General features: G+C 47.5%; 12 protein-coding genes. 7 read left to right on the top strand and 5 right to left on the bottom strand.

What is annotated here, in order from left to right; genetic code table 11:
- From AC6R1O_RS15455 to cobB, 4 genes are all read left to right on the top strand, one after another.
- Positions 1-728, top strand: a 728-nt coding sequence (locus tag AC6R1O_RS15455) for a formate dehydrogenase subunit gamma (RefSeq protein ID WP_500657331.1), incomplete at its 5' end; no start/stop codon positions are given.
- Positions 712-1,128, top strand: coding sequence for a hypothetical protein (locus tag AC6R1O_RS15450; protein ID WP_500657330.1), 417 nt, complete (start codon positions 712-714; stop codon positions 1,126-1,128). The genes AC6R1O_RS15455 and AC6R1O_RS15450, both read left to right, overlap by 17 nt.
- 313 nt (positions 1,129-1,441) lie before the next feature.
- Positions 1,442-2,662 carry an ammonium transporter gene (locus tag AC6R1O_RS15445; RefSeq protein ID WP_334555344.1) on the top strand — a complete coding sequence of 407 codons (1,221 nt, stop codon included), beginning with the start codon at positions 1,442-1,444 and terminating at the stop codon, positions 2,660-2,662.
- Positions 2,663-2,841: 179 nt separating this feature from the next.
- Entirely contained in the window at positions 2,842-3,579 is a 738-nt protein-coding gene (gene cobB, locus AC6R1O_RS15440) for a Sir2 family NAD+-dependent deacetylase (RefSeq protein ID WP_500633374.1), read from the top strand.
- A 141-nt stretch (positions 3,580-3,720) separates the two neighbouring features.
- Here the strand turns inward: cobB and AC6R1O_RS15435 are convergent, their stop codons facing one another.
- The 5 genes from AC6R1O_RS15435 to potA all read right to left on the bottom strand — a co-directional run bounded on the left by AC6R1O_RS15435 (position 3,721) and on the right by potA (position 8,797).
- Positions 3,721-4,758 carry an extracellular solute-binding protein gene (locus AC6R1O_RS15435; protein ID WP_500633375.1) on the bottom strand — a complete coding sequence of 346 codons (1,038 nt, stop codon included), beginning with the start codon at positions 4,756-4,758 and terminating at the stop codon, positions 3,721-3,723.
- Between the two features lie 177 nt (positions 4,759-4,935).
- Complete coding sequence (locus AC6R1O_RS15430) at positions 4,936-5,967, bottom strand: extracellular solute-binding protein (RefSeq protein ID WP_500633376.1); 1,032 nt, start codon at positions 5,965-5,967, stop codon at positions 4,936-4,938.
- Between the two features lie 97 nt (positions 5,968-6,064).
- On the bottom strand, positions 6,065-6,832 hold the full coding sequence (gene potC / locus AC6R1O_RS15425) for a spermidine/putrescine ABC transporter permease PotC (protein ID WP_500633377.1): 768 nt from the start codon (positions 6,830-6,832) through the stop codon (positions 6,065-6,067).
- Entirely contained in the window at positions 6,832-7,692 is an 861-nt protein-coding gene (gene potB, locus AC6R1O_RS15420) for a spermidine/putrescine ABC transporter permease PotB (protein ID WP_334555349.1), read from the bottom strand. Before potB ends, potC begins: the two co-directional genes overlap by 1 nt.
- Positions 7,673-8,797: a spermidine/putrescine ABC transporter ATP-binding protein PotA gene (gene potA, locus AC6R1O_RS15415; RefSeq protein WP_500631172.1), complete on the bottom strand. Its 1,125-nt coding sequence runs from the start codon at positions 8,795-8,797 to the stop codon at positions 7,673-7,675. The genes potB and potA overlap by 20 nt, the downstream gene beginning before the upstream one ends.
- Positions 8,798-9,232: 435 nt before the next feature.
- Between potA and AC6R1O_RS15410 the strand changes: the two genes are divergently transcribed.
- The 3 genes from AC6R1O_RS15410 to AC6R1O_RS15400 are packed head-to-tail and all read left to right on the top strand — an operon-like array spanning position 9,233 to position 11,513.
- Complete coding sequence (locus tag AC6R1O_RS15410) at positions 9,233-10,036, top strand: hypothetical protein (RefSeq protein WP_500633378.1); 804 nt, start codon at positions 9,233-9,235, stop codon at positions 10,034-10,036.
- Complete coding sequence (locus AC6R1O_RS15405) at positions 10,029-10,844, top strand: glucosaminidase domain-containing protein (RefSeq protein ID WP_500633379.1); 816 nt, start codon at positions 10,029-10,031, stop codon at positions 10,842-10,844. Before AC6R1O_RS15410 ends, AC6R1O_RS15405 begins: the two co-directional genes overlap by 8 nt.
- 9 nt (positions 10,845-10,853) lie before the next feature.
- On the top strand, positions 10,854-11,513 hold the full coding sequence (locus tag AC6R1O_RS15400) for a DUF2987 domain-containing protein (protein ID WP_500657329.1): 660 nt from the start codon (positions 10,854-10,856) through the stop codon (positions 11,511-11,513).
- The last annotated feature ends 15 nt before the right edge of the window (positions 11,514-11,528 follow it).

Below are 11,528 nucleotides of genomic sequence, written 5' to 3'. Positions count from 1 at the left end.
CGATGGTGACCTTGGTCTACTTAGTGATGGGGCCAATTAAGTTGAGTGCGCCGCGTACAGGCAGAAAGATCAAACGCTGGTCACGCCTAGACCGTGCACTGCACTGGAGTATGGCTTTTACCTTTTTGACATTGGCGTTTAGTGGCTTGATGTTGGTTTACGGCAAGCACTTTCTTAAGCCGTATATTCCAAGTGAGCTATGGGGCTGGGTGATCATCACCGCCAAGCAGTATCACAACTACATTGGCCCTATTTTTTACCTCTTGCTGCTGTGCATCCTCGTTAAGTGGTGGCGAAAGTCGGTGTTTAAAAAGGTGGATCTGGTTTGGTTCTTCAAGCTGGGTGGCATGGTGGGCAAACACAAAGGTAGCCATCCGTCCGCAGAGTTTTCAAATGCGGGGGAGAAAGCGCTGTTTTGGCTCTTGATCGTGGTGGGCACCGTGGTTGCGTTTAGCGGGTTGGTGTTGGATTTTCCAATATTCGGTCAAACTCGCCGCGATATGGAGCTTTCTAATCTCGTGCACGGCTTAGCGGCGCTGATTTTGATTTGTGGTTTTGTCTTCCACATTTATATCGGTCTGTTTGGTATGGAGGGCGCACTAGAGGGCATGGTCACGGGTGAAGTCGACGAAACTTGGGCGAAAGAGCACCATGATTTGTGGTACGAGGAAGTCATGGCAAAAACGCCCGAGGGCAACAAAGGAGATAAGCATGAACCAAACGCATAAAGGAATTTGGGTCGCCTATATCCTGAGTTGCTTCACTCCCATTACCTGTTTGATTTCAGGGGTGATCGCCATTGTGTACGCGGGTTATCGACTCGATAAAGGTGAAGATGGACAGGTGGTGGATTCACACTACTATGGATTGATCAGAACCTTTTTCCTTAATTTGACCTATTTTGTGGTCTTGATCATCACCGTCGCGACATCCAATGGCTTGCTTAAAGGGGTGAACGACTACTGGTATAAAAGCCAGTGGATAGATTCGATGGCTCATGCGATTCCATACATCGGTTTTGCTTTGGGCTTGGTGGCCATTGCAGTCTGGTTTGTGCGTATGGCACAGGGAATGCGATTGCTTCGCCAGAATCAACCGTTTCAATTCTCCAAAGGGCCCAACCTCTAACGGTAACGTGGCATTCACATATATTGATAGCGCTCCAATATGGGGCGCTTTATTGATTTGGTGGATGCATTAAATTGGTGCGTTATCACCAAGTTGGTGCTATTGGTTTAAATCTCTCTCACTTTTAGTCGCTCTCCCTTCAAGCTTTAGAATTATTATCCACATAAAATCAATGCCTTATTTTTACTCTGACATATTGCTCAATACTGGCACAGATATTGTTTACTGGCTTTCCTGATTCATTTTTCACTAATTTGGTGAATAGAAAACAACCGACGCACATAAAAAGCGCGCTACATGGAGACAGACAATAATGAGCCTAGATGTAAGTCAGGTACACGGAGCCGTTCAAACCCTGACACAGAGTTCAGATACCCTTTTTTTGCTGCTTGGTGCAATCATGGTGTTTTTAATGCACGCGGGCTTTGCTTTTCTCGAAGTAGGGACGGTGCGCCACAAAAACCAAGTCAATGCACTGGTCAAGATCCTCGCTGATTTCGGTATTTCAGCCCTCGCTTACTTTTTCTTTGGTTACTGGCTTGCCTATGGCGCGAACTTCTTTGCCGATGCGCAAACCCTATCGCAAGGCAATGGCTATGAACTGGTGAAGTTCTTCTTCCTTCTCACCTTTGCGGCGGCGATACCAGCGATTGTCTCAGGCGGTATTGCTGAGCGTGCACGATTCTATCCGGTACTGATTGCCACGTTTTTTACCGTCGGTCTGGTCTACCCAATCTTTGAGGGTATGATTTGGAACGGCAACTACGGCGTTCAAGCTTGGTTTGAAAATCAATTTGGTTATGGCTTCCATGACTTTGCAGGCTCTGTCGTTGTGCATGGCGTGGGCGGTTGGATAGCCTTGGTTGCCGTGCTGTTTCTAGGTATGCGTAACGGCCGTATTCGCGCAGGTAAGCACACCAACTTCGCGCCTTCAAATATCCCATTTTTGGCACTTGGGGCATGGATTCTATGTGTCGGCTGGTTTGGTTTTAACGTGATGTCTGCACAAACGCTGGAAGGCATCAGCGGCCTAGTGGCGATGAACTCACTGATGGCGATGGTCGGGGGTATTGTGGCGGCCTTAATTGCGGGTAAAAATGACCCAGGCTTTATTCACAATGGACCACTCGCCGGTTTGGTTGCGGTGTGTGCCGGTTCCGATCTGATGCATCCGATTGGCGCGCTTGTCACTGGTGCGGTGGCTGGCGCGTTGTTCGTATACCTCTTTACCTATCTACAAAACAAAACCAAGATCGATGATGTGCTCGGCGTATGGCCTCTGCACGGCGTTTGTGGCGCGTGGGGTGGTGTTGCGGCTGGAATCTTTGGCCAAACGGCACTCGGTGGCTTAGGCGGCGTGAGCTTGACGGTTCAAGTGCTTGGCACCATCGCTGGTATCGTGATTGCGGTCGTTGGCGCCATGCTTGTCTACGGCATCATCAATAGTGTGACCGGATTGCGCTTGTCTGAGGAAGATGAGTTCAATGGCGCCGATTTGGCGATTCACAAGATCTCTTCGACCAACGAAGACTGATCAAAGCGCAGTATCCAACGCACTCGGGGCGCGATTAGGCGCCCCGTTTTTGATCATCCATCACAGAAACCACACCTCGTTTAAAACGCTTCGACTATGGTCTAATCCTTATTCCTATTGTTGTTATTGATGAAGTGCTAAGCTAACAGCAAAGGAAGAAAACCAATAAAGGAAGACCTATGAAGTTTCCGTACCGCAACGTCGTTATTTTGACTGGCGCAGGTATCTCCGCTGAATCTGGTATTAAGACCTTTCGCGCTCAAGATGGCCTTTGGGAAAACCACCGTATTGAAGATGTCGCAACGCCAGAAGGATTCGCGCGCAACCCAGACTTAGTGCAAGAGTTTTACAATCAACGTCGTCTCAAACTCCAAGATGATTCGATTAAACCTAACGCCGCCCATCTCGCATTAGGTAGGCTAGAGCAAGAGTTGGAAGGCAGTGTCACCATCATTACGCAAAATATCGATAACTTACATGAGCGCGGTGGCAGTACCAATGTCATTCATATGCATGGCGAGCTACTGAAAGCGCGTTGCAGCGTCTCCAATCAAGTAGTCGATGAACAGGGGCCGATTCACACCGGTGATTTATGTCACTGTTGTCAAATCCCGTCACAGATGCGCCCCCACGTTGTGTGGTTTGGCGAAATGCCGCTGCGCATGGGCGACATCTATGAAGCGTTGGAAAAGTCGGATCTGTTTATATCCATCGGCACTTCCGGTGTGGTGTATCCCGCCGCAGGATTTGTTCATGATGCAAGAATGCACGGTGCCCATTCGATTGAAATCAATCTTGAGCCCAGCGCTATCGAGAGTGAGTTTGAAGAAAAACGCTACGGTAAAGCAAGTATTGAGGTGCCGAAACTTGTGGATGAAATTTTGTCGCTACAGACACCATCACGCAAACATGCATAACTGGCGCGACAGGAGCTCAAACGACTCACTTTCAACGATTAAAGTGAGCAGTTAAATACAACAACGGCCACATTGCGTGGCCGTTTTACTTTGATACTCTTATCGACAATGGATTATCGATATGAGTGAGTCATTCGTGGACTAGTTGTTCACTTTGAGTTTTTGGAAGTACTTATCGTAAAGCACGCTGGCTTCACCCACCTCATCTTGCCATGTGCCGCTTTCCATCACCTCTTGTGGTGGGAAGATGCTTGGATCGTTGGCAAAATCTTCGGGCAGCAAGTCGTGCGCGGTGGCGACGGGGGTCGGGTAGCCGATTTCAACGGCAATTTTCGCTGCGTTCTCAGGACGCAGTAGGAAATCGATCATCTTGTGCGCGGCTTCGATGTTTTTCGCTTCTGCTGGAATAGCTAAGCTGTCCATCCAAAAAATGGCGCCTTTTTCTGGCCAAATGATGTCGATGGATGCGCCCTCTTGACGAGCCATGTAGGCAGACCCATTCCAGAGCATACCCAGCGAGACTTCACCGGCAAGGTAAGGGTTCGCGGGGAAGTCAGAGTTAAATACCAACACATTAGGCATCAGTTTTTTCAGCTCTTGATACGCCGCTTCAATTTCGTCAGGGTTGGTGGTGTTGGGTGAGTAACCGAGTTTGGTTAAGGCGATGTGGAATACCTCACGCGAATCGTCCATCAGCATGAGTTGGCCTTCCCACTTGGTATCCCAAAAGTCGTCCCACTTGGTGACGGTTGAGCGGTCTAGCATATCAGAGTTGATGCCAATCCCCGTCGCGCCCCAAATGTAGGGAATCGAGTAATTGTTGCTTGGGTCAAAAGGTTTGTTCAAGAAATTACTGTCGAGATCGGCAAAGTGCGACAACTGTGTTTTATCGATTTGTTGAAGCATGCCTTCCTTACGCATCTTCGACACAAAATAGGTAGACGGTACTACGAGGTCATAACCTGAGCCTTGAGTCTTTAACTTGGCGTACATACTTTCGTTAGACTCGTAGGTTGAGTAGATCACTTTGATCCCAGTTTCTTTTGTAAAGTCTTCAAGAACTTCAGACGGAATGTATTCCGACCAGTTGTAGAAATAGAGTTCTTGATCAGCAGCCATAGCAGGGGAAGCGATAAGTGTCGCTGCGCACAGGGCGCTTGCATAGAATTTACTTTTCATTGTATTTCCGTTTTTTGGTGCGCCATCAAGATCCATCGTTCCTGACGTATCTTATTGATAGTGCAGTGAGTAATAATATTTATCGACAATATAAACCATACGCGAAAAGTATATCAGCCAAACAAAAAAATAGGCAGCATCCGCTACCTATTTTGTTCTTTTTCGTCTGTTAAACGGTTATTGACCCGCTTTCAACTTCATAAAGTAGTCTTCGTACTTAACCGTCATGTCACCAACCGCATCTTGCCATTCTACTCGGTCAAGATCCTCTTGTGATGGGAAGAGCGGCGCCACATCTTTAAACTTGGCATTAGACTCTGCTACAGCGGTCAAATAACCGGTATCACGCGAGATTTGTTCAGCGATTTCAGGGCGTAGTAAGAAATCGATCATCTTATGCGCGGCTTCTACGTTTTTCGCTCCGGAAGAAATAGCAAAGTTGTCGACCCAACCAATGCCTCCTTCTTTTGGAAAGACCAGTTTAAGGTTGAGACCTTCGTTTTGCGCGGCGGCAGCACTGCCATTCCACAACATGCCGACACCAACTTCGCCCGATAAGTAAGGCGCTGCTGGGTTGTCTGAGTTAAATACTAAGACGTTTGGCATGAGCTTTTGCAGTTCAGCGTATGCTTGGTCGATTTGCTCTGGGTCAGTGGTATTGCCTGAGTAACCCAGTTTACGTAAAGCGATATGGAACACCTCACGCGTGTCATCCATCAACATGACTTGACCTTGCAAATCCGGGTTCCATAGGTCTGCCCAGCTGGTAAAGTCGTTGGTATCGTACATGTCTTCATTTACGGCCAGACCTGTGATCGCTACTACATGTGGAATCGAGTATTCGTTGTTTAGATCATAAGGTTTGTTGAGGTAGTTTTTGTCCAAGTTGGCAAAGTTTGACAGCTTGCTCTTATCAATTTTCTGCAACATACCTTCGTCACGCATTTTAGCGACGAAGTAGGTAGAAGGGACGACTAAATCGTAGCCTTGGTTGTGCGTTTTTAGCTTGGCATAGAGTGTTTCATTCGACTCATACGTCGAGTAAATCACTTTAATGCCGGTTTCACTGGTGAACTGCTCAAGCAAACTGCTGTTAATGTACGGCCCCCAGTTCATAAACACTAATTCTTTGTCTTCTGCACGCGTTTGCGCTGAAAAGAGAGAGAACATGCATGCACTTGCCGTAATTAAAGTTGCCCATTTTTTCATTGACGTTAGCTCCAAACCAAACGTACAGGCCAGCAACACTGGCCATTATCGATAAAAAACAGGACGGTGAGTGCCGTCCCGTACAAAGTCATGGGTATCAGTCCTTCTCGCGAGCAATCAGTTGCGAGAGGATAACCAGTGTCAACGACACCACCAACATGACGGTTGCAAGAGCATTCACCTCTGGTGAAATGCCCACCTTCACCATTGAATAGATCTTCAATGGTAGAATTTCATAAGTCGGCCCTGTGACAAAGGAACTGATGATCACATCGTCCAGTGATAGCGTGAAGCTCAGCAGCCAACCGGCAGCGACCGCTGGCTTCGCCAAGGGTAAGATGATTTTGCTTAAAATCGTCCACTCACTCGCGCCCAGATCTTTTGCTGCCTCAAGCATTTTTACATCAAACCCGTTTAAGCGGCTGTATACCGTCACAACCACAAAAGGCAGACAGAAGGTAATGTGGGCGATCAACAAAGTGAAAAAGCCCAGTTGGGCGCCTAGCACCAAGAATAGGGCAAGCAGCGAAATCGCCATCACGATATCCGGTGACATCATGACAACAAACAGCATGCCATTCACCGCGTTTTTGCCTTTGAAGTTATAGCGAAATAGCGCCACCGCAGTTAGGCTACCAATCACGGTGGCGGCAGTAGCGGAAAACACCGCCACGTTGATCGAGTGCCACGCAGCTTGCATTAGGCTGTCATTGTTGACCAAGGTTTCGTACCACTTGGTGGTAAAACCATCCCACTTCATGCCGAATTTATTGGCATTGAATGAGTTAACGATCAGCACGATGATAGGCAGGTACAAAAAGCCGTACACAACGCTCATAAAGCTAAATCTAACTGTTTTTCCCATCAGCTTAGCTCCACTTTCTTATTCAAGAGTTTTCCTGCCCGATAGTAGGCGTACAACATTACCGCCATCGCAATGGTCAATGCGATACTGGTTGCCGCGCCGAATGGCCAATCACGTGCATTGAGCACTTGGCTTTTGATCACGTTACCAATGAGCAAGTTCTTCGCACCACCGAGCAAATCGGAGATATAGAACATGCCGAGTGCAGGCAGCAGAACTAATAAGCAACCACCAATAATGCCCGGCATGGTCAATGGTAAGGTGACACGCGTGAAGATTTGCAGTTTGTTGGCACCGAGATCTTTCGCCGCCTCAATGTAGGTATCGTCTAATTTTTCAATCGCCGAATACAACGGCAGAATCATAAACGGCAGCAAGATGTAGACAAGGCCAATCATCACGGCGCTCTCGGTGTACATAATGCGTAGTGGCTTATCGATAAGTTCTAGTGCCATCAATGATTTGTTTAAAATACCCTGAGTACCTAAGACAATTTTTAGCCCATAAGTACGAATCAGCGAGTTGGTCCAAAAAGGAACGATGACCAAAAACAGCATGATAGGGCGCCACTTGGCCGGCATCTTTGCCACGATGTAGGCAAAAGGGTAGCCAATCACCAAGCAGATCAAGGTGGCGACGATCGCCATATAAAACGAATGCCACAGCACTTTGGCGTACAATGGGTCGAATAAGCGCGCGTAGTTGTCTAAAGTAAAGGTCAGATCGATGAGATTCGCTTCGTCACGCGTAAGGAAACTCGTACCAATGATCATCAGGTTGGGTAACAGCACAAATAGTGTTAACCAGCCGACAATCAGTGTGATGATCGCATTTTGAAGATTAAACTTCGACGCTTTCATTGAGCACCACCTCCCAGCTCTCCACCCAAGTGATGGCAACTTTTTGACCGAGAGAGTGATCAACATCCGGGTCATCTTCATTGAAGAATTCACTCACCATGACGCGCATACCTGATTCAAGTTCTATCACGGAGTCGAGCGTCATCCCTTTATAGGTACGCTCAGTGACATGACCAACGATGCCACGCTGCTCGGACTCTTTGATCTCTTCGATACGTAAGTCTTCAGGGCGTAGCATCACTTGTAGCTTGTCGCCGGCTTGAGCTTCACCTTCGAAGTAAACAACGCTATCGACGCCTTCAATTTCGGCGCGCACACGTTTGTCGTCCAAACGCTCGATCATGGTGGCATGAAAGACGTTAATTTCACCGATAAAACGCGCAACGAATAGGTTCTTCGGCTCTTCGTAAATCTCACGTGGGGAGCCATCTTGCTCGATGACGCCATCGCGCATCACGATAATGCGGTCCGACATCGATAGCGCTTCCTCTTGGTCGTGGGTGACGAAGATGAAGGTGATGCCCAGTTTGCGCTGAAGCTGCTTAAGCTCAATTTGCATCTGCTTGCGCAGTTTGTAGTCCAACGCTGACAACGATTCGTCTAACAGCAATACCTTGGGTTTGTTGACCACCGCGCGTGCAATGGCTATGCGCTGCTGCTGGCCTCCGGAAAGCTGGTGAGGCTTGCGTTGCGCCATCTCTTCAAGGCGCACCATGCGCAGCGCTTCAAGGACTCGGGGTTCAATATCTTGGCTCGGCACTTTTTGCATACGCAAACCAAACGCGACGTTCTCAAACACCGTCATGTGCGGGAAGAGGGCATAACTCTGGAAAACAGTATTGACGTGTCGCTGCTCAGCAGGAACATGAGTCACAGTTTGACCATCAAGAATGATGTCACCGTTATCTGCAGACTCGAAGCCCGCAATCATACGTAATACGGTTGTTTTACCACAGCCTGAAGGGCCTAAAATGGTCAAAAACTCACCGTGATTTACATCGAGATTTAGGTGACCGATGATTTCTTTACCATCGAAGCTTTTACTGATGCCGGCTAAGCGTATAACCGGTTGTTCTGCTGTATTTTTGCTGTTCAACGTCTGTATTTCTCCTACTTAAACAGAACCATAGCGTTGTACCTAGCCATCACTATGGGTATTGATTCATTTCCCTAATGAGAAAGCGCATAAAATAACGTGAAGTTAGAGGCGCGAATCATAATCACCAAAATCGTGAAATCAAAGCAATTTATCAGCCTCCAAGTGAAAAAATTTTTATGAAGTCTGACCTGTATGTTTGTTAACGAAACTAGCCCACGTTATCTAACGTGGGTGGACGAGACTACGACCCGTGATTTGTTCAACCTGTTGCCCACTTTAAAACACAGAAAGTTCAAATATCAATCAAATCGTTGATAAAACTGGCAACAATGACGGTTCTGATTTTAGAGTGCGAGATGTTTCAGTATAATGATGTTAATTTTTTCTCTAAAAGTGAGTGTGCCAGCGTAACATGGCAGGCAGACCAGTGATGGAATTCCAATGAAGAGTGAGTTTGAAAAAGACTTCAACCTTGGCGGCAGTATCGAGCGCGCCTTATCCGGAAATTACGAGCTGAAGGTGGTGGATGTGCTCAAAGAAGCGGGCCAGCACACCATGAAACATTTCATCTCTTTCTCTCCGGCGGTCATCGCCTTGATTGCGTTGCAACTGGCGATTTTTTATATCGCTCTAAAATTGCAACTGGGTAATCCTTCTATCATCTTCGATGCGATTTTAGGTACCGCAGAGTTCGACCCCAGTATTTTCAGTGCGATTATGGTCGCCAACTTTAGTTACGAAGTGATCAGTGCACCGATTTATGCCGGGATCAGCTTAATGGCGATGAGTCACGCGGCTGGACTCTCAACCAAGCCCCGCCACATGCTCAAAGGGCTACAACATACCATTCCAGTTATTATGGCGACACTGTTTAGCCTGCTCCTTCAAGGCGTGGCCGGAATGATTCTGCCCTTTGTTTCTATGTATTTGTCGCTGGCGTTTAGCAACTCTATGCTCCTTATCTGTGAGAAGCGTGTACCGCCCATGCAATCGCTGCTGTTGTCGCTGCGCGCCGTTAATAAGAAGTTTTTCCCACTAGTGGGTTTGTATTCCGTCGTAACGGTGCTGTTTATCGTCGGTGTGATGTTCTACGGAATCGGCCTCATTTTAGTGCTGCCGTTTTTCTTCCACGTCAAAGGCATCGTGTACCGCAATATGTTTGGTATTAAGTTAAAAATTGTCGCCAAAGAACAACCTACAGATGAGAATGATGATGACAACGACCCACAAATTTTCAATGCGTAAGACGGAACTACTTGTTTTAGTGATCGCAGCTCTGGTTGCCAGTTGCAGTTACTACCAGTACGAGAAACAGGATCAAGAAGAGGCGGTGAGCGTTTCCTATTCTCAAGCGAAGAAAGTCGGTAAAGCGCCAGATTTTACTCGCTTTGATGATGTCTCCGAGAAAAAACAGGCGTTCTTCGACTACCTACGCCCGGGTATCGAGTTGGAAAACCAGAGAGTCAAAAAAGAGCGTTCGCGTTTAGACATCATTCAACGTCGTTTTCAAAAAGGCCAGTTAACAGCCAAAGATCGTCAATACGCCTCTGAGTTGGGTGAACGATACAACGTTCAGCTTCCAGAAGGCGGCATTGATCAAGCTTGGCTTGAGACTATGTTGCATCGGGTCGATGTATTGCCGGAATCTCTGGTGTTGGTTCAAGCTGCCAATGAGTCTGCGTGGGGAACGTCGCGTTTCGCTCGCAAGGCAAACAACTACTTTGGTCAATGGTGTTACTCCGAAGGGTGCGGTGTGGTACCACTGAAGCGGGGCGATGATATGAGCCATGAAGTCGCCAAGTTTAAATCGGTCCAGCAGTCCATCCATGGCTATTTTATGAATGTGAATCGTAATCACGCGTATGAAGACTTGCGTGAGATCCGTTACCAACGACATGTAAAAGATAAAAGTCTCACCGACACTGAAGCGGCTATCGCTTTAACTAATGGCTTGCTGCGCTATTCTGAGCGCGGTGAGGACTATGTCCAAGACATCAAGACGATGATCATGCACAATCAGGACTTCTGGGAAGATAACCTGACAAAACAATAAGTAAAGATAATGACTCGATTAAAGTTAGCCCTAGGACTTGGGTTTGCAGCGGCGATGGCGTGCACGCCCGTCACAGCGCAAGAATACATGTTTACCTACACCAAGCTTTACACGCACATGAAGCAAAACGCCAAAGAGGGGCATGAAGACGTTAAAATCGGCTTCTTTTTTCTCAATGCCGATACAAAGCGCAATTGCGTGATTGAGAAAGCCTGGATGGAAAAAGAGCAGCACTACGAAGAGCTCAAATCTTCTCAGTACCATGAACTTTTGGTGCCACTCGATAACAATCTGCGCTCTGCGAATCCATTAGTCTTCGTGCGCACCCCGCAAGATCAGCGCTGTGATTTCTCTATGGTCGTCATGACCAAACAGCCCATGGAAGGAGAGGTCTCTTACCAAGAGGTTGAGGTACTCCTTCCTCAAATGCATGCCATGCTTGTCGATCTCGGAGGGATGTTCGCTAGCTGGTTCACGCCAGATGTCGAAGGTGTCACGTTGGAGTTTCCCAACGATCTCAATGGTGTGATTCAGTTCTCCAATGGCTCAGAGAAAGCGATTGTGGCTGGCAAAGTGCAAGTGGCGTTAAGTGAGATTGGTGAGGGGGGTAAGATAACTCTTCCGACCCAAACTGCGCGAGTGTTGCCATACTTACCCAAGGCAAAATAGCCATCTGCTCGTCTT

The organism is Vibrio sp. R11-SG3-ISO3-SZ, assembly GCF_059834345.1.
Note: the sequence above shows the minus strand (reverse complement) of the source record. Positions and strands in the feature narration are given on the sequence as shown.

Bases quoted from the DNA above. Each gene is read 5' to 3' on its own strand.
- potB (WP_334555349.1), bottom strand. From the start codon at position 7,692: ATGAAAGCGTCGAAGTTTAATCTTCAAAATGCGATCATCACACTGATT.
- cobB (WP_500633374.1), top strand. From the start codon at position 2,842: ATGAAGTTTCCGTACCGCAACGTCGTTATTTTGACTGGCGCAGGTATC.
- AC6R1O_RS15450 (WP_500657330.1), top strand. From the start codon at position 712: ATGAACCAAACGCATAAAGGAATTTGGGTCGCCTATATCCTGAGTTGC.
- AC6R1O_RS15405 (WP_500633379.1), top strand. From the start codon at position 10,029: ATGCGTAAGACGGAACTACTTGTTTTAGTGATCGCAGCTCTGGTTGCC.
- AC6R1O_RS15400 (WP_500657329.1), top strand. From the start codon at position 10,854: ATGACTCGATTAAAGTTAGCCCTAGGACTTGGGTTTGCAGCGGCGATG.
- AC6R1O_RS15430 (WP_500633376.1), bottom strand. From the start codon at position 5,967: ATGAAAAAATGGGCAACTTTAATTACGGCAAGTGCATGCATGTTCTCT.
- AC6R1O_RS15445 (WP_334555344.1), top strand. From the start codon at position 1,442: ATGAGCCTAGATGTAAGTCAGGTACACGGAGCCGTTCAAACCCTGACA.
- AC6R1O_RS15435 (WP_500633375.1), bottom strand. From the start codon at position 4,758: ATGAAAAGTAAATTCTATGCAAGCGCCCTGTGCGCAGCGACACTTATC.
- potC (WP_500633377.1), bottom strand. From the start codon at position 6,832: ATGGGAAAAACAGTTAGATTTAGCTTTATGAGCGTTGTGTACGGCTTT.
- AC6R1O_RS15410 (WP_500633378.1), top strand. From the start codon at position 9,233: ATGAAGAGTGAGTTTGAAAAAGACTTCAACCTTGGCGGCAGTATCGAG.